This window comes from Agarivorans sp. D1326, from assembly GCF_056958115.1.
The window spans coordinates 1-25681 of the sequence record NZ_JBTWEN010000014.1 but is presented as its reverse complement, the minus strand read 5'-3'; the positions used below and the strand labels follow the sequence as shown (position 1 = coordinate 25681).

Below are 25681 nucleotides of genomic sequence, written 5' to 3'. Positions count from 1 at the left end.
CTTGATTGAGTTACTCGCTGTAGTCTAAATCCATGCCTTCGGCGCTTAGGCTAAGAACTAGCTTACCGTTAACAATGTTGGCATTGTTCGGTGAGAAGGTGACTAAGTTTGATTCAAAGCCCCAATCGCCTTTGCCCCAGCGCTTTTGGTCAAAGTTGTCAAAATCGTCACGCCAAGTTAAGGCAAACTCTCCGTTATCTTGGTATTCGTGATACTCAATCCAATCTACAACTTGGTGAAGTGGCAAGCTACTGGCTTTAAAGCGACCTACCCAGCCAATGGCTTCCGAAATCCAAATATTCATGCGGTAGCTTTGTGGAATGTCGCGCATGGCGATTACTTGCTTTGAATTTTCGGCGGTGTCGTGGCGGATTGTTTCGCCATCTACATCCCAAATAATCTCGTTTGGTGTCCAGGTAATGGCGTATTCAACAAACTCTTCTAGCTGTGGAACTTTGTGTTTCTTTTCGCTGTGTTTGCGTTTATTGGCTTGGCCAGTGATGAGGTTGGTTTGCAGCTGATGAGGCGTTTTACCAATGGCTTCGAAGTCTATTTCGCTCCACGGAATGCCATTGCCTTGCCAAGATTCGTTGTCGTAAGTGAAAAAAGACGAAACCACTCCGGGCTCTGACACCAACTTCATGCGAACCACAAATTTGCCATAAAGCACTTTGTCGTTGCTGTAAACTTCGGCGCCAAATAGCGGCGTTTTACTGCTGTTTAGCGCACCGGTTTGAGCCAAGGTATCTTGGTTTGGCTGCTCTGCAAAAGCGGAGTAAGAGACTGAACTAGCAAGTAAAACTAATAGGGCGAGTTTTTTCATTTAACCTTCCAAACTGGAGAACATTAGGGCTAATGTAGCCTTAAAATATGCTTGGAACTAGCGGCTTTTCTCGGCAAGTCACAGAGCTGTGATTAAGCGCTTATAGCTTAATTGAACGATGAAATCTCATTCATACTAGCGTTTATTTTATCAACAGGGTGGTTAAGCTGATATGGCTTGCGGCAGCGCACTGGTTGGCCTTGGGCCCAGCTGTAAACGCAAATAGATCATCGCTGCAGTTATCGCGTCGTCAATCGCTTGATGGCGACCAGATAGCGGAATACCTAAACTTTGACAAATATGCACTAAGTCTTGGTTGGGGCTTATACCCACGTGGTCTACATGTACTTTGTCGGCAAACATTCGACCTACGTCGATGAGTGGATTCACCAATTTAAAACCATAACGTTGTTTGCAATGGCGATTTAAAATTCGTTGGTCGTAGCCAATGTTGTAACCCACGATTGGCCGAGCGCCAATAAACTGCAGCAGTTTCGGCAAAGCCTCTTCGATGCTGCAGGCTTGGGCTAAATCACTGTGGCGCAGGCGGTGCACTTTAATCGAGTCGCCAGCAAGTTTATCGGTAGCGCGAATTTTTATATCAAAACACTGGCTGGCCAAGATACGATTTTCACTGATGATGACCGCACCCATCGAAACGATGTCGGCCAGTTTGGTGTCTAAACTGGTGGTTTCTAAATCTAATGCTACGTATTCTTTACCACGATAAGGGGCAAACAACGTGGCGAATTCGCTGTCTTTATATTTTCGTTGGTAAAGCAAACGCTGCAACATTTAACCGCCTAGTAATCGCGAATATTAAAGTGTAGCGCTAATAGCTGCTTAAACTTTTTCACTACGTGTAAGCCATGGCGTAATAAATCTCGCTGACTGTGATTGAGCTTGTCTAGCTTAAGTACGTGATAGTCTTGGCCCTCTTCAGCGGGGAACAGCTGTTGAATACGCAGTTTAAAAAACAGTAATAGTGCTTCTTTAAGGTTAGCTGCACTGTCTTCGTCTATCACTTTTAATGAGGCGAGCTGTTCTATGCGCTCTAAGGTATTGGTCGCGCTAATTGCATGTTCTAAGGCTAGGGCGCGCACCCCATGCACAATAGGAAAAATCCCGCCTTTCTTGATATCTAAGCCTGCTTGTTTGGATTTAATATTGCCAAACATGGTGAGTGGGGTATGAAACTTTAAGGCTGGCTGGGCAAAAAACGCCAAGGTAACGCTGCGATTAGCCATTTGCGCCATTAGATCTTTGCGTAATCTACGTAGTAGGCTTTTATTGCCCGCAATGGCGTGGGCATCTAATACTATGGCTAGGTTCATCATGGCATCGCCATGGCCGGTTTCTATCCAATTGGCAATGGTTTTACTCCATTGGCTTTGTTGCTGCACCCATTCTGGGTTGTTCACCATTATGTTGCCGGGGCAAGGTGGGTAACCCAGCTCTAGTAGGTATTCGCTAAACTGATTTAGTTGCTGTTGTCGCTCTGGCCAATCGTAACCATCTTCGATGACTAAGCCGTTATCTTGGTCGGTTTTAACGATTTGCTCGCCACGACCTTCACTGCCCATCACCATTAAACATATGTGGTTGTGATGTTGGTGAGGGATGCTCAGTTCAAACACTCGGCTAATAATTTGCTCATTCATGGTGGCTAGCAACTTCATAATAAATAAGGTGCGAATGCCGTTATTGCAGAGGTTTTCTACCAGTTTATTGAGGGTGTGAGCCGCTTCGCTGAGTTCTTCAATACTTGAGGCGCGAGCAATGCGTAAAGCTAATACGTGAGAGTGGGTCGAGAACAAGCTAAGCAGATGCGCCATCTCCAGTATGCCAATGATCTTTTGCTGGTCTTTTACCACCACCCGCTCGATGCTGTTGCGCGTCATTAACAGCATGGCGTTAAACAAAAAATCGCCTTTATTCACACTGATTAAGTTGAAGTTGGCTAGCTGGCAAACCGGAGTATCGAGAGATTGCTGCACCAGTACTGCGGCATGGAGTAAATCGGTACCAGTTAGCATGCCAAAGCAGCCGTCGTGATTGACCAGTAATGATTCCAGCTTTTGCTCGCGCATAATTAGGGTGGCTTGCTGCAGCGAGGTCTCTCCTTCAATGACCACTGCGGGTTGTACGTTGCGTTCATCAATGGTGGTGAGGATGAATTCCGCCAAGTTCTTATTGCCTTCGCGAGACTCTACCAGTTGGTGACGGGTGGCTAAGTCACGCTGAAAATAGTCACCAAAATCGCTGTTTTCACTCACTAAGCGGCGGAAGATTTGGCTAGGCAGGGCGTAACAAAGGGTTTCTTCTAGGGCGATGTAGTCATGTTTTGCATAGCCGCCAAATTGCGAGCGCACATCAAACCAGTCTTCTAGCGTGTAGTGGGCAAATACCTCATCATTATTGTCGGCGCGCTCTTCAACTTGGCCTTTAATAATAATGAACAAACTGGAGGCTTGTGCGCCCGCTGTAACTATTTTTTGCTGGCTTTGAAAGTAGTGAATGTCTAGATTGCTAGACACCAGTTCACGCTGCTTGGGCTCAAGCTGATCAAAGGGCGGGTGCTGAAAATTAAAGTCGGTACTCATTGCCTCACCTAGTCGTGTTTAACTCAGGTATTTATCGGCATTTAGCATGATATTTTTTGCTTAGCGAACCTAGACGACTTTAGTCTAAACGGGGCCTTAAGCGGATTTTGGCAGCCAGACATTACTGTTTTTGTTAAGTCTAAATTCCCTGCTTTCCTAGGGGCTGTTGATCTTTGGTGTTGAAATTTTGTTCGAANCAAAGAGTAAAGTTCGCTTACCCGAACCCTTCGGGCAGCATTTCTTAGCCATTTACTCAGCGTTAGCGAGTGATTATTAAGCCCACTTAACTGCTCACTCACTGCCTTGCCTAAATGGCTAATAAACTGCTGCAAAAACCATCAGCAAAGATCTACAGACCCTAGTAATAGTTTGATAACTCTTTGTATTAATCACAGTTATCGACAATCTTTTTTGCTAGCGTAAGCTAAGTGAACGAGCTGCAGATAAAATGAGCAGTAAATCAATGTTTGTAGGCAGATAGAAAATGGATGTTGTTCTAGTTGCTGATAGTGAAGGCTGGCTTAAGCCTTGTATTGAGTGAGTTAGTGATCACAAGGATAGAAAGAATAGATGCAAATAGTAAGTGAGGGCTGGTTAGTTATCCCGCTGTCGTTGGCGTACTTGGGTTTGCTATTTGTGATCGCCTATTTTACCGATCAAAATGCCAGTGCCCGTTTGCGCTGGCAACCGGCTTTTTATAGCTTTTCTATCGCTGTTTATTGTACTTCGTGGACCTTTTACGGCACTGTGGGCCAAGCCAGCGAGAACTTCTTATCTTTTATTTCCATTTACCTTGGTCCGGTACTGCTATTTCTGTTTGGTTGGAAACTACTCGCCAGAGTGGTGTTAATCGCTAAACGCGAACACATCACAACAATTGCCGACTTTATCGCAGCACGTTATGGCAAGTCACAAACCTTAGCAGTAGTTATTTCGCTTATTTGTATTATTGGTGTTTTGCCGTATATCGCATTGCAATTACGCGCCATTGTGATGGGTTTAGACTTGTTTGGCGGCGATGCAATGCGTGAAGCCGTGGGCAAAGGCAGTAGCTCGCAAATCGCCTTGTTTGTGAGTATCGCCTTGGCAATATTCACCATGTTATTTGGCACTCGCCATATTGATGCCACAGAGCATCACCGTGGGGTGATTGTAGCGATTGCTTTTGAGTCGCTGGTTAAGCTGGTGGCCTTTGTTTGTGTGGGATTGCTGGCGGTATCGATACTTTGGGATTTGCCGCTTAGCGCTCAGCAAGCGGTAAGTGAGTCCTTTAGTTTTAAGTGGCAAGAGATTAGCGTTGCCGATGTGACAGATTTGGTAATTGCCACGCTGTTAGCGATGTCGGCAGTTATTTGTTTACCCCGCCAATTTCATGTAACTGTGGTAGAAAACAACCAAGTTAATGATTTAAAAACCGCGCGTTGGCTATTTCCTGCCTATTTGGTGTTGCTGGCTATTTTTGTATTGCCCATCGCCTTTGCGGGTGATGTTTTGCTACCGGCAAATACGCCTGCCGATAACTATGTGATTAGTTTACCGCTTGCGGCAGGGCACGATTGGTTAGGCATGGTGGCATTTTTAGGTGGAACCTCCGCCGCCAGTGGCATGGTGGTGGTGTCGACCATTGCTTTGGCGATTATGGTGAGCAACGATCTAGTGTTACCGCTGCTGCTAAAACAAGGTGGTTTGAGCCGTCGTAATTTTGCTCAGTTTAGCGAACTACTGCTTAATGTTCGCCGCACCACCATTTTGGTGATTTTGTTGCTGGCTTGGGGCACCTTCTTGATGTTGGGGGAGCTAACAAACCTTGCTGACATTGGCTTCTTATCTTTTGCTGCAATCGCTCAATTAGCGATTCCACTTATCTTTGGTTTGTACTGGCGAGAAGGCAATCGAACCGGTGTTTATGCGGGTTTGTTAGTGGGCATGAGCTTATGGCTACTCAATTTACTCAATATGACCGATGGCCTAAATCCCTTGATTTTTAACCAATGGATTGCCGATTGGCTGACTGCACCGCAACTTGCTGGTCACGCGCTGATCTCCAATGAAAACTGGGGCATCGTGCTTAGTTTGTTGGGTAACCTGTTGGCGTATTTATTGGTGTCTAAGTTATCTAGCCCAGCCGTTTCCGAATGGCTGCAAGCCAGTAACTTTGTTGGTCAAACCGGTAAAAGTGATGATGCAGGCGCGCTATACCAATCAAAGGTGAGTGTAGAAGAGCTTCACATGCTGGCATCGCGCTTTTTGGGGACTCAACGCATAAGCGAGGCATTTGGTAAATATGCGAGCTCTCGAGATCTGGACCTTAGCCCTAATCAACAAGCACCGGTGGAGCTGATTGCCGAAACGGAACGCATGTTAGGTGGGGTATTTGGATCATCGTCGGCGCGTTTAGTGCTGGGTTCTGCCCTGCAAGGTAAGCAAGTTCAACTTGAAGAGTTTGCCTCGATTGCTGAAGAAGCCTCGGAGTTGCTGCAGTTTAATAAACACCTGTTACAAGGGGCTATTGAGCACATTGATCAAGGCATTGCCATTGTAGATAAAGAGTTAAAATTGGTGTCGTGGAACCGCCGTTATACCGAGCTATTTGATTTTCCTAATGGCATGATTGCGGTAGGTCGGCCGATTGAAGATCTGATTCGCCACAATGCTATTAATGGTTTGTGTGGTCCGGGTGATATTGAAGAACATGTTGAACGTAGGGTAGAGCATTTACGCCGTGGCAATAGCCACACCTCTTCACGGATCAGGCGTGATGGCCGGGTGATTCAAGTGCAAGGTAACCCGATGCCAAATGGTGGCTATGTAATGACCTTTAGTGACATTACCACCTTTCGCCAAGCAGAAGACATGCTCAAACAAGCTAACGAAATTCTTGAGGCGCGCGTTGCCCAGCGTACTCAACAGTTATCGTCTATTAACCAGCAATTAGTGCATGCTACCCATGCAGCAGAGCAAGCTAACCAATCTAAAACGCGCTTTTTAGCGGCGGTAAGCCACGACCTTATGCAGCCGTTAAATGCCGCCAAGCTGTTTGCTGGCTCTTTGCTTGAGGCCGACTTAGAAAACGACACCAAGTTTTTGGCTGCGAGCATCGATAAGTCGCTGTATTCTGCCGAGGAAATCATTAGTGATTTGCTAGATATTTCGCGTCTTGAGTCAGGCCGCGTGGTGGTGAGTAAAGAGCAGTTTGAAATAGGCCATTTGCTTGACCATATTCATGCCGAATTTATCCCCTTAGCCCAGCAACAAGCGGTGGAGCTTAAGTTACATACCAGCAAGCTTACTGTAAGCAGCGACAGCAAATTGTTACGCCGCATTTTGCAGAACTTTCTTACCAATGCATTACGTTACAACCCTAAAGGTAAGGTTTTATTGGGGGCGCGTCGCAAAGGCAATAGCTTACGATTGGAAGTATGGGACAACGGCCCTGGTATTGAGCAAAGCAAACAGCAGCAAATTTTTGAAGAGTTTCAACAGTTACAAAAGTCTGGCCGGGCTCGAGAAGAAGGCTTAGGTTTAGGTTTGGCAATTGCCCAAGGCTTTGCCGAGTTATTGGAAATTCCCATTGGCGTTGAGTCGGTACTTGGCAAAGGCTCGGTATTTTACGTTACCGTTCCTGTGGTTGAAGCAGCCAATATTTATAAAACTAAGCAATTAGAAGGTGCTCCCATTAGCACGACTCAAGGTGCAAAAGTACTCTGTATTGATAATGAGCCCGACATTCTGGCAGGCATGGAAAGCCTGCTAAGCCGCTGGGGCTACGAAGTGATTTGCTGCGAAGATGCTGATACTGCCGCAGAAGTAATAGAGGGCGGTTGGGTGCCAGAACTTATTCTTAGTGATTATCATCTCGACTATGATAAAACCGGATTAGAAGCGCTGCAGCGCCTAATTCATCAAGGCCAACTCTCTTGTCATGGCATTGTTATTAGCGCCGATAGGCAAACCGATCTAATCGACCGCGTACGCGCTCAAGGTTTTGCCTACTTAAGTAAACCACTGCGTCCATTGCGTTTGAAAAAACTCTGCCAGCAGCTGCTAAATAGCCAAAAAGGTGCTAATGATTGGCTAAAGCCGAGCTCTTAAATAAAAAGAATGGTTGATGTTTTTACTCTTACTTGAACAACAACAGTTTTACGATGTCGCTAATTTTTCATTCTTATAAACGGGAGGGGTAGCTTGATTAGGTGGGGAGTAAATAGTTTTCTTAGCACTAATATGCGGCTGATGGCCAATTGGAATGGCAGTGCTTGGCAGGTGTTTGATTGTTTTATTGTGGCTAAACCAAAAACCTTACCCGCTCCAACTTGTAAGTTATCTCCAACCGGCAGTTGGCAAATTTTTGAAACAGCTGAAAGAACCTTGTATTTGTCTTTGGTTAATCGTGAGTTGCTAGTTAGTTGGGCAGAACTAATTCCATTGATGGCTGAATATAGTAAAGGTTTTGTGCAAACGATGCTCCGCCAAGAAGTCCAGAAGCTAGTATTAGAGGCAGAGAGTCACCCTCAAGAAGTAAAACGAGCGCGCCAATTGGGAATTAGTGTTCATCAACTCTGGTGGTTGCAAGCGCTGGATCAGTATCCAGAAGAGCTGACTTATCACAGTACAACAAGCTCACATATAGCTGAATGGCGATGTGAGCAGCTCGAACCAGCATTTGCTAAGCCACTAGTGAGCCGTGATCTACGTACTCTTACTAAGCTCGGGTGGTTGTCGTTTGAAGGAGAGCGTTATTATCGTACCAGCAAATTTATTCCTCCGGCCGCAGAGCATTTGACTAAGATGTTTTGAGTATGTGTAGTTTTCTTGGTTTGTTATACCTATCTCGACGCAGCAAAGAAGATCAAAGCCTCAGAAATATTAGTGGATCTATAAGAGGAAAACGGCATGAGAAACATAAAAACTCCCGGTGTGTATATTGTTGAAAAAAATGCGTTTCCAAATTCAGTCGTGGAGGTAGCAACTGCAGTACCGGCATTTATCGGCTATACCCAAACCGCTAGTAAAAATAACAAGTCAGTACTAAACAAACCTATTCGGATAAGCTCGATGGCTGAGTTTCAAAGTGTTTTTGGCTTTGGAGCTAGATTGCAGTTTAATTTTGCGGAAGCCGCTGACGCTGCAAGCGCAGATATGTCTTTAGATGACAAGCACTATACAGTTGCAGCGAGCGGCAATAAGTATCGTTTGTACCAAAGTATGCAGATGTTTTTCTTAAATGGCGGTGGTCCTTGCTACATCGTATCGGTTGGTGATTACGCGACAGACATGGCTAAAGACGCAATGTTAGCTGGCATTACTTCCTTAGTTGAAGAGCAAGAGCCTACCCTGGTGGTGATTCCTGATGCAGTCAGTCTTGCAGCTGCCGATTGTTACACGGTGCAGCAGCAAATGCTGATGCATTGTGGCAGTAAAATGCGCAGCCGTATTGCACTGTTAGATGTTCATAACGGTTTTCAAGACGAAGAAGACAGTGTGGCAGCGTTTAGAGCTGGAATATCAAATAAAGAGATTGGTGGTTTTGGCGCAGTGTATTTCCCATGGCTAAACAGCACTTTGTTTAGTCATTCAGATGTTCACTACGGCTTTTTAAGTGACGAAGGTAAAGCGGTATTGCAAGCGGCTATAAATGCAGAGCTTGGTGCACCTGATGCCACGTCAGATATAGGTAGAATGTTGGCAGGACTTACTGCTACCGAAACAGGTGATGACGATCCTACTCCCGAAGTTATTGATAAAGCCTTACGTGCATCCTGTATTACTTACCCAGCACTTGTTAAAGAAATTTGCAGTCAACTCAATTTGCTGCCTCCATCTGGCGCGATGGCCGGTTTGTATGCCATGACCGACAATATGCAAGGTGTATGGAAAGCGCCTGCGAATATTGAAGTAGTTGGCGTCACTTCACCTGCTTTGATTGTTTCCGTCGAAGAGCAAGAAAGCTTAAACGCAGATGGCAATGGTAAATCGATAAATGCGATTCGCTCATTTACCGGTCAAGGAACCTTAGTTTGGGGGGCTCGAACTCTGGATGGCAATAGCTTGGATTATCGTTACGTTAATGTGCGCCGCACCATGATTATGCTCGAACAATCACTAAAACTAGCGGCTAAAGCATATGTATTTGAGCCAAACGATGCACAAACTTGGGTCGCGATTAAAAGCATGATTTCTAACTTCCTTACAGGAATCTGGAAACAAGGAGGCTTAGCAGGAGCGGCGCCAAAAGAAGCCTTTAGCGTGCATGTTGGTTTGGGTGAAACCATGACCAGTGAAGATATTCTTGAAGGGATTTTAAAGATTACGGTACTTGTTGCGATCACTCGCCCAGCCGAATTTATTGAAATTACTTTCCAGCAGCAAATGCAAAAATCTTAAGCTTAATTTATTGCATAAAACACTAAGCCCGACCAGCGGGCTTTCTAATTTTCAGAAGCTTTTTAAATCTCGTTATCTTCTGGGCTTGGCTCTAGCTCTAATTGTTGCAAAGCGATTACTGCTTGGGTGCGGTTTTTCACGTTAAGTTTGCGGAAAATCGCAGTAACGTGGGCCTTAATGGTGGCCTCCGATACATTTAGCTCGTAGGCAATTTGCTTGTTTAGCAGGCCTTCGTTAAGCATTACCAATACTTTGTATTGCTGTGGGGTAAGGCTGGCTAAGCGTTCGGCTAGAGGGTCTTCCTCAGCTTGAGCGCTAAAGCTTATGCCTTCTGGGAACCAGTCGTCGCCTTCAATAATGTGTTGAATGGCGGCAACCAATTGTTGTAGCGGGGTCGATTTAGGAATAAAGCCGGTTGCGCCAAGCTGCTTGGCTTTTTGCACTACGCTTACTTCCTCGCTGGCCGAGATCACCACAATCGGTAGCTCTGGGTATTGACCGTGCAAATGGGTAAATGCCGAGAAGCCATTAGCGCCGGGCATCTTCAAATCTAATAGTAGTAGGTCGGGTTCACGCTCTAGTTCGAGCAGTTTAAGTAGGTCGTTAACATTCTCAGCTTCTAGTAACTGAGCATCGGGAACGGCAGTTTGTACTGCCTGCTGAAGAGCACTACGAAACAAGGGGTGGTCGTCAGCGATAATGATCTTGTAGGTATCTTCCATAACCATGATTCATCTGCCTTTTTTTTGACCATAGCACCAAGCCCTGCGGGTTTCAATTTGCAGAGGGCTTAACTGTGAAGGCCGAGCAAAGTTCCCATTCCAAGTAGGGTTGTGCCACTAAATCTATTCACCCACTGTTGGTAGCGTTGTAGCTGAATTTGCACTTTATGGTGCGATAAAATGCGCACCAATAGGTACCACAGTAATGCGGTTTCTAGTAACAAAGCTGCTCCGAGTATCAGCTTTTCGCTGAGTAGTGTTTCACTACCAATAAACTGACTAAATACACTTACTACAAAAACTAAAATCTTTGGGTTGAGTAGGTTACAAGCAATACCGCTTAGCACCACTTTTTTAGCGCGCTTAGGTTTGCCTTGGCTGGCGAGTTCCATCAGCTCGGAGCGACTAAATAAGGTTCTTAAGCCTAGGAATACCAAAAAGCCTGCGCCGCCCCAACGCAATACTTCAAACAATAAAGGCGATTGTTTAATGATGATAGATAAGCCGCCAATGGCTAGCGCGATATGGATACTAAAGCCTAGCAATACGCCCACTACACACAATGCAGCTTGGCGCTTTCCGCTGCTGGCATGGCGCAATACCATAACCATGTCTGGGCCAGGGCTTAACATGCCTAATAAATTGATTAATAAAAGTGCGCTTAATGCTTCTAACACGCGTTCATCCCTGAAAGTATTGAGATTTAAAAACTGCGGCTAGTGTAGAAGTTGCTACTGCTTATAAAAATGGAATTGTAGATATTTTGAATATTCCAATTTGGAATCATGTGTGAATAAACAATTTAAAACTGTGAGCTGGAATTTTTCAGCGCAGATTAAATTGATATTGCGTAAGTAGAAGTGTTTGGGCTAATGCTAAATTTTGTCGTCTTAGTGTTAATATGCGCGGGTAGTTTAGGCAGTAAGGTTAAAGGAAGAGCATGCAAACGGCTGAAGTATCACTTAACAAGTACCTGATGTGGTTCGCACTGGTTTATTTAGCCAGTTCGTTAGTTTTTGGCACAGTAGTGTCGTGGTTGGATTTAGAGTCGAATAGTTTTTTGGGCATTATTGTCCTTATGCTGTCGGCCTCCATTGCGGTGCAGTTGTTTGTGAAAGACCATCAACGGGCACTTATGCGTGCAGAGCTACGCTACTTGAGCTTTTGGTCGTGGCTTGCCTCGGTGTTTATCTCTGTAGCAGAGCTATTAGCGGTATTTGCCTATTCGTTTTACGAGATTTATGGCGTTATCGCATGGCTAGATGTGCAAGCCGAGCTAGCTGCTTTATTGTTTGAACTGTCGATTGACCTGCACGCACTTTATGCAATTATTGCCGTTGTATTGCTCATCTTCTGGGGGCTAACTCGTTTAGCCTATGGCTTTGCTAATAAAGCTTTCACTAAGCAAGTTAACACTTTGGCTTAACTGTTGTTTGCTGCTGGGTTTGTTTGATTGCTTGTTGGGTAAGGACAATGTCGGCAACCATTACCGCAGCAGGTGCCTCGCTTTAAGTGATACCAAGCACTAAAAACCATCAAGCCATCTTCCATGCCGAAGTCTAGATGTTCTTGCAAGGCAGCTTGTTGGTTAGCTGGTGTTCGGTAGCGTGCCGCTAATTCGAGTAGTTCATGATGAGGCGTATTGGCTATCAACAGCGTTAATTTCTCGGCCAACTTTTTGGATAAGCATGTTTGACAAAGACATGCCCGCTCATTGAGATCTGCGCTTACCGGCAAAATAGCTGGCATATTCATACACCAGCATTGTTCATTAGCTGTGCAGCCGACTGAGGCTCCACAGCTAGGACAATCTGAAGGGACTTGTTGTGCCACGAGCATGTTTCTTAGTTAATGTCTTTTATTCGAGCATAAAGTATTTAGCCTTTGCTTCCTATGTGAGTTTGCATTTAGTGGCTTTGATTTCCAACAAAACTGACAGTCTCAGCAATAACATGAGGGTCTTTTAGCAGGCGAAAGTGGCCTAGTCCTTCTGTTTGCTGGTGTTTTGCGTTTGGCCAGCACTGTTGAATTAGCTTAAATTGTTGTTGGCTAACTTCTTGGTCTTGGCTATCACTAATCAACAAACCTGGCGTAGCTTGCGGGGTTAAGCGCTCTACACTAAACAATTGCCAAGGATCGTCACCCGCCAACAACTTCTGCATTTTTTGTCCCACTTGTTCTTTAAAGGTAGCTTTAAGCTTCTGGCGTAGGCTTAGCAGATTGGCATAGGTAGAAAACATCTCTTCTACATCTAAATGAGGGGCCAACATAACTAGCTTGGTTGGAGCAAAACCACGTAACTGGGCTGTGGTAGTGGCCATAGCACCAAAGGAATGAGCAAGTACACAATGCACCTTGGCAACTTGCTGTTGAATGGCTAACAAGCTGTCACTAAATTCGAGTAAGTGGCTATGCGAATCTTGGTGACTGCCGTGTCCGGGGGCATCAAATGTCGCAACTTGGTAGCCAGCATCAACCAAAGGTTGAACAAAATGGCGAAACTGCACGCCGCTGCCACTCCAGCCATGCAAGCAAACCACTAAAGGTCCTTCCCCCCATAAGTGCAAGGGTAGCTTATGTTGGTTTACCTTGAGTGTGATGGTTTGCTCGGCACTTTGCCAAAAGGCTTGAGTATTAGGGCTAACCTTCCGCTTGAAAACACGAAACCACAACTTAGCCAATGTGTTTGCTGCCCAGGCATGGTTTACCATGCCAGCCAGGTTAAATGCAAACCCTGCTGCTTGATAACGTAAGGGCACCACTCGCTGGTGTCGTTTTTGTTTGTTACTCGGTTGAGGGGTATCACAGTTTAGTGAGTTGGCTTGATTTGGCTGAGTCATATAGTCTCTCCCTGAGATTTAGTCACTAGTATCCTATTTGCTGATAAGCTTAAAAAGTGTCATATTTGCCATTGTGATGGTGAAAATGGACAGGGTTATGAAAGCGGCAATTTTGTTAATGGATAACTGCTTTGGCACGGGCATTAATGGCATATTAGATGCGCTTATTGCGGCTAATTACAGCTTGATTAAATCTGGTGCCATGCCGCTGTTTGAGTGGGAACTGGTGTCGCTAGATGGTAATAGGGTTACTCCCACCAATGGATTGCGCATTGAGGCCGATTGCGATTTAGCTAGTTTTATAGCGCGTTCTGAACAACCCGACATATGGATCATTCCTGGCATTTATCAATCGGCTAGCAACTTTGAAAAAGTGCAAACGGCGATGCGCCAAAGCGAAGTAATGATACCTGTGCTTCAGCAGCATGTAGCAGATAACAAAATGATTGTGTGTATGTGCACTGGCGCTTTTTTGCTAGCGCAAGCCGATTTGCTGGGCAAGAATCCGGCATTAATGCATTGGCGTAATGAGCACCACTTCCGCCGTGCCTTTCCGCACTTAAGCATTGATAGCCAGAATACCATTGCTGAGTATGGCAATTTACTGTGTTCGATTGGTGGCAGTATGGCTTATGAGTATTTAGTGCTGCGTCTTGTAGAGCGCTTTGCCGGGCATCAAACAGCCATCAATACCGCCAAGTTGCTGATGATGGATCTTAATGCCCCGCCAGCTGCGCCTTATCGTGCTCACCAGTACCAACCAGAACATCAAGATGCCTTAGTGCAACAGGCCCAGCTTTACTTGCAGCGAAATAGCAGCCAAGACATTAGCATGGTGGAAGTGGCTCAAGAATTAAACATTAGTGATCGCCAACTAAAGCGCCGCTTTGCTGCGGCCCTAGATTGCTCCCCCTTGCAGTACCTTCAGCGGCTTAGGGTAAATCAAGCTTGCAGCCTACTCGAGGCGACCCAATTACCTAGCAATAAAATTGTGTTGGAAGTTGGCTATCAAGACGAAAGCAGTTTTCGTCGTTTATTTAAAAAACAAATGGCAATGACCATGGAAAGCTACCGGCAGCAATTTGGTATTCAACATCAGCAACATATGGCTGTTGGTTAGCAAAGCCATTTAATTTATGAGTAAGAGGGTAAGTAAGTGCTTACATGGCTAAGTCATTGCTTGATGGATTTGCTGTCTAAACCAAGTGTGAGCGGGATCGTGATGGTTGCGATGATGCCAAATCAACGAGTAGTCAAAAGGGCTAACCTCAAAGGGCAAAGCAACCATTGCTAAGGGGCGCTGTTTTAGCAGTTGTTTGGCGATTTTGGCGGGCAAGGTAAGAATGAATCTTGTCTCACTGAGAATTTGTACTGTGGCTGGATAGGAAGAGGCACGAAATTGAATTTGGCGCTGTAAACCTTGCTGGCTAAGGTGGCGGTCAATATGGCTGTTTTTGTCTGCACCAGTAGTAATGATGGCGTGTGGGTAGCGGCAGTAGTCGCTCATGCTGGGTTGCGCTATCGATAAATAGGGGTGTTGTTGGTGCATTAAACACACTAAGTGATCGGTGCCTAAGGTGGTAGCGTGTAACTCAGTGCTATCCCGGGGAGGCAGTGTCATGCCTAGGTCTACTTCGCCACTGTGTAATAGCCTATTAGTGGTATGGTCCCAGTTACATAGCTCAATATTTAGCTGAGGCGCTTGCTGGTAGATACCACCGAGAACTTTTGGCAGTAAGTGTTCACTTACATAGTCTGAGGTAGCAATGGTGAAAGTACGCTGGCATAAGCTAGGCTCAAAGGCTTGTTGGTGTAGCAAGTTTTCCACAGAGTCTAATAACGGTGCTACTTGGGCTTTTAGCTCAATGCCTTTAGGCGTTGCCTGTAGTTGTCCTTGCACTCGCACCAGTAAAGGATCGCCAAATACTTCGCGTAATTTTGCTAAGTGTTTACTCATGGCGGACTGGCTTAGGTGCATTTTTTCTGCAGCGCGAGTAACACTTTGTTCTTGCAGTAAATAATATAATGCACTGAGTAAATTTAAGTTAATTTTTCCAAGTTGCATATTGAGCTCATCGTTAGTCTACGTGCCTAGCTTACTCGGCTATAGCGATTCTGTATAGCAAGCCAAAACTAATTTTATTTCATAACTAGAATGTGCTTTGTGCCACGGCTTAAGCCTTGCCCATTCTGGTTTTATGAGCCAAATCACCCTTTTAATCAGTAACATATTATTAACCTCAGCATAAAGATCGAGCAGCTCTCGAAAACGTGTTTTCATAAATTTATATTATGAAAACATAATCTTTAGCAGCTGGTCGCACGGTTATTATGTAAGCGCTTACATACGGAAGTGAACTAATTAAAGAAGTGAGATTAAAGATGCTAGTACATAAAAAATTGTCCATTACCCAGTTGATTCTGGCGACATTTTCAATGCTATGTATCGTATTGCTGGTGCTCGGTTTAGTTGCATGGAAACAAATGCAACAAGCAGAAAACACAATGGGTGAAGTGATCACTCAAGCTTTCCCTTTAATGGGACATACGAACCAGCTTGATCGTAGTTTAACCGCGGTTGAACGTGTGCTGAATAACACCATTCAAGAACGCGATGAACAAAAAGTTAATCAACTTATTGCGCAATACCATCAACGCGTGGCCGATTACCAAGCGGCAGAGCAAGTATTGGTAAATTGGTTGTCGGAAAATGGCGTAGAAAGTGAAAACTTTAGCCTTGTTCAACAGCAAAATGAATTGTTATTCGAAGATGCAGAATACCTTATTGAGTTGCATCAAGATGTTATCTCTAGTGGCACATCCCTGTCTGAGCGTACCGCAACTTTCCAAGGCATTTCCTTACGTATTAACTTGTTGTTAGGCCAACTGTTTGATGAAGCAGATCCTAATATGCTTAAAGTATTGCTAGACGCAGTAAGTGCCGATCTCTCGGCAATGCAACTGGCAACCATTAATGTGCTCAACTCAACCGATCCTCGTGAAGTTGGTAAGGTGATTACTAGCAATAATGAAACTAAAAGCTACGTAGAAGAAGACTTTGGTGACTTGATCGTTGAGAAAGAGCTGAAAGGCGTTCAGGGCGAGCATGAACTAGTAACGCAAATTCCTTGGTTACTTAACGAAGTGACTGCGTTTGGTGGCCTGTTAGGCCAATACCAACAATACCTAATTAAGCAAAACAAACTGATGAAGCTTAAAGCATCAATTACTGATCAGCTACAAGATGTGAATAGTAATTTAAGTGCACTTACTGCAGAGAGCCAAAGCGCCACCGAGCAGCAAATCGAAGAAGCTTCTGGCAGCATTTCTACCTTGATAAACAGTGGTGCGGTGGTTATTCCACTTACTATTTTGTTCTGTATCGCCATGGGTTTAATTATTCAGCAGTTGATTAGAACTCCGCTGAAGCAATTGATTAATACCCTTAAGCACTTAGCAGATGGTGATTTGAGCCAGCGCTGTCAGTATCAAAGTGGCAACGAGTTTGGAATGTTGAGCAACCAGCTAAACCAGGTTATTGAACAGCAGCGAGACACCGTAACGGGCTTGCGTGAAAAGAGTGAAGCACTAGGGCAAGCTTCTACCGTAAACCGTCAGCACGGTAGCGACATAATGAAGCAGCTGGACGAGCAGCGTAGCCAATGTATCACAGTGTCGGCCGCCATGACCGAAATGGAACAGGCGATTCAAGATGTAGCACGCCGAGCAGACTCTGCTGCACAAGGTATGCGAGAGATCAGCGATAGCACGCAAGATGGCGTTCGCCTAACCGAAGAAGCCTTAGAAAACAACCAAGCTTTGGCCTCCAACATTGCTAGCTCAACCGACAGAGTGAAACATGTGAGCGAAAGCAGCAACGCTATCTTTGGCATACTAGAAGTGATTGAAGGCATAACCCAGCAAACCAACTTGTTAGCGCTTAATGCCGCCATTGAGGCCGCACGTGCTGGCGAGCAAGGCCGAGGGTTTGCGGTAGTAGCCGACGAAGTTCGCCAGTTAGCACAGCGTACCGCCTCTTCTACCACAGAGATTCAAACTATGATTGGTGGTTTACAGCAAGATACCGAGCTAGCCGTGAAGGAAATTGAGCAGTGTAATAAGAGCATGGAGCTAAATGCGAGTAACGTGAATGCGATTAACCAAAAAATTGGTGATATTGCCAGCCACATTGAGCATTTATCACTGCTTAACGAAGAGATTAGTGTGGCGACTAACCAACAGCAAACCACCAGTGTGGATGTGTCTTGCAGTATGGAAACCATCTCTAGCGCTGCTCAGCAAAACCTTACGGTTGTAACAGAGTTAAACCGCTTGAGTGATGATTTGGAATCTGTAGCTAAAGAGCAGGTAGACTTAGTACAAGGTTTTAAATTTGCCTAAGCTTCACTCGCACTAATGAATAACAAAAAGCCACCCTAGGGTGGCTTTTTTATGGCTTATAAACCGTTAAGGATTAAATGGGCGGTAAAGGCTTCGGCGTTCATAAAGCCGGTGACTCTGGCTTGTTTTAACTCTTCACCGTTTTGGTCAAACAGCAATATGGTGGGCAAACCTAGCACTTCATAATGATTGAGCAGCTTAATCGCAGTGGCATTAGTTTGAGTAACGTCAGCTTGGATTAACACCATCTTATCCAACTTGGCAGCAACTTGTGGCGCGTGAAAAGTCTTATTCTCAAAATCCTTACAGGCGGTGCACCAGTCAGCATAAAAATCCACTAAAGCTGGTTTGCCTTGCTGTGCCGCTAGTTGCAGCTGTTGCTGCATTTCTTCTAGGTTGGCCACTTGAATAAACTCTCCCTGCTGCTGGGCTGGCGCAGGTGCAAACCATGGTTGAGCGGCCCACAACAAGCTGATCGCCATTATTGCTAGCAGCAATAGTTGCCTAAAGGTTTGCCAGCCACTTAATAGGGCTAAGCGGTTTTGATGATAGTAATAACCACTGGCGCCAATGACTAATGCAGCCCACAGGATGCGAATAGCTTCGGCAGATAAAAAACGCTCTAGCATTAAAATGGCAACTGCAAGCAGCATTACCCCAAAGAAGGTTTTTACGTGGTTCATCCACGCCCCCGCTTTTGGCAGTAAACGACCGCTACTCGCGCCTAACAGCAACAAGGGTAATCCCATTCCTAAACTCAAGCTGTATAGGGTAATCGCGCCTAAGGCGAGATCGCCACTTTGCGCTACGTAAATCAGTACCCCAGAGAGTGGGGCGGCGGTGCAAGGAGAAGCAACTAGGCCAGATATCATGCCCATTATGGCAGCACCAGATAACGAACCAGCCTGCTGCTGGTTACTTAAGCTATTTAGCTTTTGCTGCAGGCTGCTGGGCAGTTGTAGGTTAAACAAGCCAAACATAGACAGCGCTAGTACCACAAATAGCACGGCTAAGCCGCCTAATATAACCGGGTGTTGCAGCGCCGCTTGAAACTGTAAACCCGCGCTGGCCACCACTAAACCTAAGGCGGTAAAGGTAGCCGCCATACCTTGCACATAGGCCATCGATAAACTAAAAGCGCGCTTAGTGCTTAGCTGTTTACCTGCACCGGCAATAATGCCGGTAAGAATGGGATACATGGGAAATACACAAGGCGTAAAAGCGAGTCCGATGCCTAATACAAAAAACAGCAATACATTTAGCCAAATATTGTTGTTGGTGAGGCGATCGGCCAGCACCCATTGTTGGCTAATGGGCACCGAGCCCTCGTTGTTTGCAATTGGTGCTGCTGGTGTTGTGCTGGGCGCTTGTGTTCCAGCATTAACAGCGGAAGATTGTGAAAGAAAAGCTTGCTTGGTTTCTGGCGGATAGCATAAACCGGCTTCGGCACAGCCTTGATAAGTGACCTGAATATTGTTGGCTTGATTTAACTCACTAAGCGGCACAGAGAAAGAGACATCTTGCGGGTAAATAAACACTTCACCAAAGTAAGCATCGTTATATAACTTGCCTTGTGGCAGTAGCTTGCTTAGATCAATCGACTGGCCGTCTGCCACAACTTTAAACTGAGCTTGGTAAAGATAGTATTGCTCGGCAACTTGCCAACTAAGGTGCAGCGCTCCGTCTTGCTCAATAAAGTTGAAGGCAAAAGCGCTATCTACAGGTAAGAATTCATTTGCATTAGAACTAGGAGAGGCTTTTAGGCCGGGCAGTTGGTCGAGTAGGTTGTCGGCAATACTCGGTAAGCTCAAGCAGAGCAAAAATACTATTGTAAAGAATCGTTTAGCCATTTCAGGTAGTCACTCGCTCCTTGTTCAATGGGTAGCGCAATAAATTCTGGGCAATCATAGGGATGATGCTGTTTAAAATAACACTGTAAGGAATGTAAGCAGCGCAAATTGGTTTTAATTTGCAGCTGTACCTCACTACTGGATTCAATATTGTCTTGCCAGCGATAAATAGACCTGACTTGCGGCAAAATATTAACACAAGCCGCCAATTTTTTTTCTACAAGCTGCTGCGCAAAGCGCTGAGCAGCATCTACATTATCAAAAGTGGTGAGAACTAAATAGCAAGCGGTTTCCATATTGAGCCTCTGGTAAGCAGATGTCACTTTGAGTGTAGAAAGTAGCTATTGAAGCGCCATTAAATAAGCGAAATGTCTTGTTGTTTGCTGGTTTATTGAGCATAAGCCTTTAAATTTGCTCCAACTGCCCTCATATTTTACCCTTAAGGTGAAGCAGATTTTCAGCTTCTCCATGACTTTGAGGAACTACGCCTTGTTTTTATATGTATTTTTATTGTTTGCTGGCCTGTCTTACGCAGAGATTTATGTGTTAATTCAGGTGGGCAGCCAAATGGGCGCGTTAAGCGCTATTGCCTTAACCATTCTTACTGCATTGGTTGGTGCATCTCTAGTTCGTAGCCAAGGATTACAAACCGCTTTTCAGGCGCGTTCGGCAATGGAGCGAGGAGAAACCCCTGCTCAACAAATGATTGAAGGCCTAATGCTAATCATTGCAGGTGCAATGTTAGTGATGCCAGGCTTTATTACCGATTTCTTCGGTTTGCTTATTTTACTACCGCCACTACGAGCGCTATTGGCAGCTCGAGTGTTAAAGTCTCAGGCCTTGAAAATGCAATCTATGCGTTTTCAAACACCTGGAGAGGGCAATGTGAAAGACGCCAATCCACCTAGCGGCAAGGTTGATAATAAGCCAGGCAGCACCATTGAGGGTGAGTTCGAAAGAAAAGACGATTAATAACAAAATTTGGATATAAAAAAAGAAGGGCAATAGCCCTTCTTTTTTTATCGATAATTGTTGCTCAGGCAATTAGTGCCTTTGTGTTACCACTCGAGGATTCAAGCCTTTGCTGGTAGACAAAAACGAATCAAACTCGTCGGAACGTAGATGCTCTTCGGCTTCTTTAACGCTACCTTGAAAAGGTAAGTAAACAGTTTTCTCTTTGCTTAGAAAACCACTTAAACGCTCAAATGCAATATAGATTTGCTGCATAATCAAGTGCTCCCGCTGTTACGCCAAATAAAACCAACATTTGTTATTAGTTTGTTATCTAATTGTTGGTATAACTGTCTAGTACGACCAGTCGCTGTGATCCTGCTCAAATTTTTGTCTGGGTTCAAGTGTTTTTTGTAAAATTTGTAACTGAAAATGTTTTCATTTTGATATTGGCCAAGTTTTTAAGACAAAAAACCAAAAAAAAATTACTAGCAACCCTTGTATGCAGCGTTTACGCCCCCATCTTAAATTCAACATTAAAGCTTTGTGGCCCTTGGCTGCATTTTCATAGACAAAACACGATTGTTTTATTTAAGGAGAGATAGCAATGAACATCCGTCCGTTGCATGACCGCGTTATCATCAAACGTAAAGACCAAGAGAGTAAATCAGCTGGTGGCATCGTGCTTACTGGCTCTGCGGCTGAAAAGTCGACTCGTGGTGAAGTACTTGCTGTAGGCAAAGGTCGTATGCTTGACAATGGTGAAATCCAAGCCTTAGACGTAAAAGTTGGTGACACTGTTGTATTCAACGAAGGCTACGGCGTTAAAACTGAAAAAGTTGACGGCGAAGAAGTGCTGATCATGTCTGAGTCAGACATTCTAGCAATTGTAGAATAATCTCCCTTTTTTCTGGTTAAGAAAAAGCTGAACGAATATTAGGAAAGGTATCATGGCAGCTAAAGACGTAATTTTTGGAAATGATTCTCGCAGCAAAATGCTAGCGGGTGTAAACGTACTAGCAGACGCAGTTAAAGTTACACTAGGTCCTAAAGGCCGTAACGTAGTGCTAGACAAATCTTTTGGCGCACCAACCATCACTAAAGATGGTGTTTCGGTAGCTAAAGAGATCGAACTAGAAGACAAGTTCGAAAACATGGGCGCACAAATGGTGAAAGAAGTTGCTTCTCAAGCCAACGATGCTGCCGGTGACGGTACCACTACTGCTACAGTATTGGCTCAAGCTATTGTAAACGAAGGCCTAAAAGCCGTTGCAGCTGGCATGAACCCAATGGATCTTAAGCGCGGCATCGACAAAGCAGTTGTAGCTGCTGTAGAAGAACTTAAAGGCCTTTCTGCTCCTTGTGCAGATACTAAAGCGATTGCCCAAGTAGGTACTATCTCTGCTAACTCTGATACTACTGTTGGTAACATCATTGCTGAAGCAATGGAAAAAGTAGGTAAAGAAGGCGTAATTACTGTTGAAGAAGGCCAAGCGCTAACTGATGAGTTAGACGTAGTTGAAGGTATGCAGTTTGACCGCGGTTACCTATCTCCTTACTTCATCACCAACCAAGAAAACGGCACTGTTGAACTAGACAACCCGTTCATTCTATTGGCTGATAAAAAAATCTCTAACATTCGCGAATTGCTTCCTCTGTTAGAAGCACTAGCTAAAGCGGGTAAGCCATTGCTTATCATTGCTGAAGATCTAGAAGGCGAAGCGCTAGCTACTCTAGTAGTTAACAACATGCGCGGTATTGTTAAAGTATCTGCTGTTAAAGCTCCTGGCTTTGGTGACCGTCGTAAAGCGATGCTTCAAGACATTGCTATTCTAACTAACGGTACTGTTATCTCTGAAGAAGTTGGCCTAGAGCTAGAAAAAGCTACTTTAGAAGACCTAGGTAGCGCGAAGCGTGTAGTTATCTCTAAAGACAACACAACTATCATTGATGGTGTTGGTGAAGAAGCTGCTATTCAAGGCCGTGTTTCTCAAATTCGTCAGCAAATCGAAGATACTTCTTCAGACTACGACAAAGAAAAACTTCAAGAGCGTGTAGCTAAACTAGCTGGCGGTGTAGCAGTAATTAAAGTTGGTGCTGCTACTGAAGTTGAAATGAAAGAGAAGAAAGACCGTGTAGAAGACGCGCTTCACGCTACTCGCGCAGCAGTAGAAGAAGGTGTTGTAGCGGGCGGTGGTGTTGCACTAGTTCGCGCTGCAGCTAAAGTTGCTGGCCTAGAAGGTGACAACGAAGACCAAAACGTAGGTATTCGCTTAGCACTTCGCGCTATGGAAGCTCCACTTCGTCAAATCGTAACCAACGCAGGTGACGAAGCGTCTGTAGTAGCTAACAAAGTGAAAGAAGGCGAAGCTAGCTTTGGTTACAACGCTGGCACTAGCGTATACGGTGACATGCTTGAGATGGGTATTCTTGACCCAACTAAAGTAACCCGTTCTGCACTACAGTTTGCTGGCTCTGTTGCTGGTTTGATGATCACTACCGAATGTATGATCACCGACAAGCCAGAAGACAAAGCTGCTGGTGGCGCTCCAGATATGGGCGGCATGGGCGGCATGGGTGGTATGGGTGGCATGGGCGGCATGATGTAATCATCGCTTCAGCTATTCATAGAAACTCATAAAGTTTCTTAAAGCCCGTAAGGCATTGCTTTACGGGCTTTTTGTTTACCAGCATGGAAGCTTCCAAATATGTGTATAGGGGGTTCGCAACCAAGAGCAGTTATTTGTTTCTACCTCTACTTATGTAACACCACCCACAGGCACATAGTAAACTGAATGGACATAATGTAACGTTATTACAAGTGCTTATAGTTTTTACTGACACACAACTTTATTATTGACAGTTTAATACTTATATACTACTTTACGCGCTTGTTGAGTGATCCCTCAAGGAATGAGGGTAAATTAAGGCGTAAGTAGTGTTTACTTTTAACTCATGGAAGAGTTGTGTAATTGCTTTAAGCTTTTCTGTGTTTAATACACAGTCAGACGTATTAAGTAGTGGTTTAAATGGACTCCAATGTGAACTTGGCTACCAAGTATCGCAGAATTTTGATAGCTGTTTGATCCAGCCCTATGAGTTGGCCAACTCTATAGAAAAATATAGAGTGGTTGATGTTCGCCAACGCCCGGCACAAGATAGTCAGTTTTATGGTGCAATAAATACTTCCTTTCTCGAATTTATTAATATTCCGTTCTTAAAAGATAAGAACGTCTTGCTAATCGACTCAGAATTTAACTCAGAACAGCGAGGTATTTGGTGCGAAAAACTCAGTAAAGCTGGTTTTGCATCAACTCGTGTTTTAGATGGTGGAGCGCTAGCATACGCGCATTTAATTAATCAAAAAAGTATTGATAAAACAGCAATTAGTGCCATAGAGGCAAAGCAGTTTTGGAATGAACTAAAACGCTCTAATGTTAAGGTGATTGCGCTTGATAATGTTAGTAAATCAAGCTTATCTCGCTTGCAGGTAAGTATTGTTGACTCAGTTACTAACAGTAAGTCAAAGCTCATTAATCAATTCGCTCTAAATGTGCAAAGTCTATCATCGAATAAATTGATTTTAGTGGGGTCTACAGGCAAAGAAGCAAAAAATCTTGTAGAACAACTGTCTCTTCCCAATCTTTACTATTTGTCAGGTGGAGTCAGCTCATTAGAGAAGTATCTTAAGGCTCGTAAACAGTTAGTCGACCAGCAGAGCAGAAAGGTTAACAAAGCGATGATGTGTAATGTTTAGCATGTTTCGCACTCGCTTACTCATCGTCTTATTTACAGTTTGCATACTGGCACTGTTATTTTTTGTCTATTTTGAAAATGTTAAAGCCCCCGTTTTGCCAAAAGAAAATATATATCCAGTGAGCAAAACAATTCGTTATGGTTTTAGTATTAAAAACACCACTGGTAAGCCATTAAATAACGCAAAGTTTGTTACATTTTCTCCTATTCCTTATTCATCAAATCAAAAGCTAGTAAGCTTAAAAACTAACTTGGAATACCTTGAGCAGGATGACATATTAGGAAATAGACGGCTTTTATTTACTATTCCCAAACTCGCTCCATATGCCAGTATTGATATCGTTATTACCGCCGAATTAGCATTGGCATTAATACCAAATAACCAAGCGCTTCCACCAAAGCAAACCCAAGGCTACCGTAAGCCAGAAAAGTATATAGAGTCAGAATCTCAGGTAGTTGCTCATATAGCCAAACAGTTCAATAGTGCTAGTGATGTTCCTAGCTCTATTTATCAGTGGTTAGTTCAAAATGTCACCGATATTGGCTTTACGGCTAAAGATCGTGGAGCTAAATACGCGTTATCAACACGTCAAGGGGACTGTACAGAGTATATGTACAGTTTTGTTGCACTCGCACGACATTTAGATATACCCAGTCGAGGAGTTGCCGGCTTTAGAGTGACCAATACTAGCCGTTTGTTAAAAGCTAGCAATTACCACAACTGGGCAGAATACCACAATGGAGACCGTTGGGTATTAGCCGATCCACAACAGCAAGTATTTAACGAACAGTACCCCACTTATGTTGCCTTCAGGCTCTTGAGTGATAAAGAAATAAACCCCATGGGTAATGCCGAGCGCTTTATTGCGCACGATTCTCGCCTACAAATTAAGATGAATTAAGCAGGATGCGACCTTTCACCATGCAATGGAAATGTATTGTAGCAACGCTACTTGGATTAGTATTTTCTACTCTTTCTTTAGTGGCTAATGCCCAAGCGATTGAAATTAGCGAGGCGACTGAAATTACCGCCGATGAGACTCAATTTAGTGGCGCAGAGCTAACCATTAATGGTGTAGAGGTTACAATATCTGGTGAGCATTCGTTTAAGTCTTTAACTCTCATTAACAATGCCAAGCTTAGCCAACCAGTATTGCCGGATAACATCGCACCGATGCTTCCATCAGCATTTGTTCCAACAATCACTGCCGACACCATTACGGTTGAGGCGGGCAGTAGCATTGATGTGAGCTTCCGAGGCCAAAAAGCGGGTGCGGGTGCTAAGTTTGGTGCTGGCGGCAGCCATGGCGGCAAGGGCGGTAAATATAACAGCAATGACTCGTTTGATGCC

23 protein-coding genes are annotated in these 25681 nt (G+C 44.5%); 12 read left to right on the top strand and 11 right to left on the bottom strand.

Translation table 11 applies throughout. The features are described from left to right. Positions 1-10: 10 nt before the first annotated feature. The 3 genes from ACYFDN_RS19960 to ACYFDN_RS19950 all read right to left on the bottom strand — a co-directional run bounded on the left by ACYFDN_RS19960 (position 11) and on the right by ACYFDN_RS19950 (position 3426). Entirely contained in the window at positions 11-823 is an 813-nt protein-coding gene (locus ACYFDN_RS19960; protein ID WP_016402054.1) for a family 16 glycosylhydrolase, read from the bottom strand. A gap of 162 nt (positions 824-985) precedes the next feature. Continuing rightward, a complete protein-coding gene (locus tag ACYFDN_RS19955; RefSeq protein ID WP_016402053.1) occupies positions 986-1618 on the bottom strand; it encodes a 3'-5' exonuclease in 633 nt (210 codons plus the stop codon). Positions 1619-1626: 8 nt separating this feature from the next. Further along, a complete protein-coding gene (locus ACYFDN_RS19950; RefSeq protein ID WP_152785681.1) occupies positions 1627-3426 on the bottom strand; it encodes a DUF294 nucleotidyltransferase-like domain-containing protein in 1800 nt (599 codons plus the stop codon). A gap of 570 nt (positions 3427-3996) precedes the next feature. Here ACYFDN_RS19950 and ACYFDN_RS19945 point away from each other — a divergent pair. The 3 genes from ACYFDN_RS19945 to ACYFDN_RS19935 all read left to right on the top strand — a co-directional run bounded on the left by ACYFDN_RS19945 (position 3997) and on the right by ACYFDN_RS19935 (position 9810). Continuing rightward, positions 3997-7518: a hybrid sensor histidine kinase/response regulator gene (locus ACYFDN_RS19945; RefSeq protein WP_483512446.1), complete on the top strand. Its 3522-nt coding sequence runs from the start codon at positions 3997-3999 to the stop codon at positions 7516-7518. A 93-nt stretch (positions 7519-7611) separates the two neighbouring features. Continuing rightward, positions 7612-8223, top strand: coding sequence for a hypothetical protein (locus tag ACYFDN_RS19940; RefSeq protein WP_483512445.1), 612 nt, complete (start codon positions 7612-7614; stop codon positions 8221-8223). 96 nt (positions 8224-8319) lie between these two features. Further along, complete coding sequence (locus ACYFDN_RS19935; protein ID WP_483512444.1) at positions 8320-9810, top strand: phage tail sheath family protein; 1491 nt, start codon at positions 8320-8322, stop codon at positions 9808-9810. 62 nt (positions 9811-9872) lie between these two features. On the opposite strand, the gene ACYFDN_RS19930 is transcribed toward ACYFDN_RS19935, so the two are convergent. Then, positions 9873-10538: a response regulator gene (locus tag ACYFDN_RS19930; RefSeq protein ID WP_016402048.1), complete on the bottom strand. Its 666-nt coding sequence runs from the start codon at positions 10536-10538 to the stop codon at positions 9873-9875. A gap of 62 nt (positions 10539-10600) precedes the next feature. Further along, the gene (locus tag ACYFDN_RS19925; RefSeq protein WP_152785673.1) at positions 10601-11209 is read right to left on the bottom strand and encodes a LysE family translocator; all 609 of its coding nucleotides are present in this window, start codon (positions 11207-11209) and stop codon (positions 10601-10603) included. A gap of 263 nt (positions 11210-11472) precedes the next feature. Here ACYFDN_RS19925 and ACYFDN_RS19920 point away from each other — a divergent pair, with 263 nt between their 5' ends. Beyond that, the gene (locus ACYFDN_RS19920) at positions 11473-11958 is read left to right on the top strand and encodes an ABZJ_00895 family protein (protein ID WP_016402046.1); all 486 of its coding nucleotides are present in this window, start codon (positions 11473-11475) and stop codon (positions 11956-11958) included. Here the strand turns inward: ACYFDN_RS19920 and ACYFDN_RS19915 are convergent. Beyond that, positions 11955-12371 carry a cysteine-rich CWC family protein gene (locus tag ACYFDN_RS19915; RefSeq protein WP_483512443.1) on the bottom strand — a complete coding sequence of 139 codons (417 nt, stop codon included), beginning with the start codon at positions 12369-12371 and terminating at the stop codon, positions 11955-11957. The genes ACYFDN_RS19920 and ACYFDN_RS19915 overlap by 4 nt on opposite strands. A 68-nt stretch (positions 12372-12439) precedes the next feature. After that, positions 12440-13372 carry an alpha/beta fold hydrolase gene (locus tag ACYFDN_RS19910; RefSeq protein WP_483512442.1) on the bottom strand — a complete coding sequence of 311 codons (933 nt, stop codon included), beginning with the start codon at positions 13370-13372 and terminating at the stop codon, positions 12440-12442. Positions 13373-13469: 97 nt separating this feature from the next. Between ACYFDN_RS19910 and ACYFDN_RS19905 the strand changes: the two genes are divergently transcribed. Further along, on the top strand, positions 13470-14492 hold the full coding sequence (locus tag ACYFDN_RS19905) for a GlxA family transcriptional regulator (protein WP_221075830.1): 1023 nt from the start codon (positions 13470-13472) through the stop codon (positions 14490-14492). 48 nt (positions 14493-14540) lie between these two features. Here ACYFDN_RS19905 and ACYFDN_RS19900 read toward each other — a convergent pair whose 3' ends face one another. Beyond that, positions 14541-15437 (bottom strand): LysR family transcriptional regulator, encoded by an 897-nt coding sequence (locus tag ACYFDN_RS19900; protein WP_016402042.1) that lies wholly within the window; start codon positions 15435-15437, stop codon positions 14541-14543. 317 nt (positions 15438-15754) lie between these two features. Here ACYFDN_RS19900 and ACYFDN_RS19895 point away from each other — a divergent pair, with 317 nt between their 5' ends. Continuing rightward, positions 15755-17773, top strand: coding sequence for a methyl-accepting chemotaxis protein (locus ACYFDN_RS19895; RefSeq protein WP_084681860.1), 2019 nt, complete (start codon positions 15755-15757; stop codon positions 17771-17773). Positions 17774-17829: 56 nt separating this feature from the next. Here ACYFDN_RS19895 and ACYFDN_RS19890 read toward each other — a convergent pair whose 3' ends face one another. Further along, entirely contained in the window at positions 17830-19623 is a 1794-nt protein-coding gene (locus ACYFDN_RS19890; protein ID WP_483512441.1) for a protein-disulfide reductase DsbD, read from the bottom strand. Next, positions 19599-19919, bottom strand: a complete 321-nt coding sequence (gene cutA / locus ACYFDN_RS19885) for a divalent-cation tolerance protein CutA (protein ID WP_016402039.1) — start codon at positions 19917-19919, stop codon at positions 19599-19601. The genes ACYFDN_RS19890 and cutA overlap by 25 nt, the downstream gene beginning before the upstream one ends. Before the next feature lie 193 nt (positions 19920-20112). On the opposite strand from cutA, the gene ACYFDN_RS19880 reads away from it, so the two are divergent. Beyond that, positions 20113-20595, top strand: coding sequence for an FxsA family protein (locus tag ACYFDN_RS19880; protein WP_016402037.1), 483 nt, complete (start codon positions 20113-20115; stop codon positions 20593-20595). 72 nt (positions 20596-20667) lie between these two features. Here ACYFDN_RS19880 and ACYFDN_RS19875 read toward each other — a convergent pair whose 3' ends face one another. Then, a complete protein-coding gene (locus tag ACYFDN_RS19875) occupies positions 20668-20850 on the bottom strand; it encodes a hypothetical protein (RefSeq protein WP_016402036.1) in 183 nt (60 codons plus the stop codon). Positions 20851-21181: 331 nt separating this feature from the next. On the opposite strand from ACYFDN_RS19875, the gene ACYFDN_RS19870 reads away from it, so the two are divergent. From ACYFDN_RS19870 to ACYFDN_RS19850, 5 genes are all read left to right on the top strand, one after another. After that, positions 21182-21472, top strand: a complete 291-nt coding sequence (locus ACYFDN_RS19870) for a co-chaperone GroES (protein WP_016402035.1) — start codon at positions 21182-21184, stop codon at positions 21470-21472. A gap of 52 nt (positions 21473-21524) precedes the next feature. Further along, positions 21525-23183 (top strand): chaperonin GroEL, encoded by a 1659-nt coding sequence (gene groL, locus ACYFDN_RS19865; RefSeq protein ID WP_016402034.1) that lies wholly within the window; start codon positions 21525-21527, stop codon positions 23181-23183. Positions 23184-23512: 329 nt separating this feature from the next. Continuing rightward, complete coding sequence (locus ACYFDN_RS19860; protein WP_483512440.1) at positions 23513-24331, top strand: hypothetical protein; 819 nt, start codon at positions 23513-23515, stop codon at positions 24329-24331. 118 nt (positions 24332-24449) lie between these two features. Then, positions 24450-25232, top strand: coding sequence for a transglutaminase-like domain-containing protein (locus ACYFDN_RS19855; protein ID WP_483512439.1), 783 nt, complete (start codon positions 24450-24452; stop codon positions 25230-25232). A 20-nt stretch (positions 25233-25252) separates the two neighbouring features. Next, the coding region (locus ACYFDN_RS19850) for a hypothetical protein (protein ID WP_483512438.1) at positions 25253-25681 on the top strand (429 nt) is incomplete at its 3' end.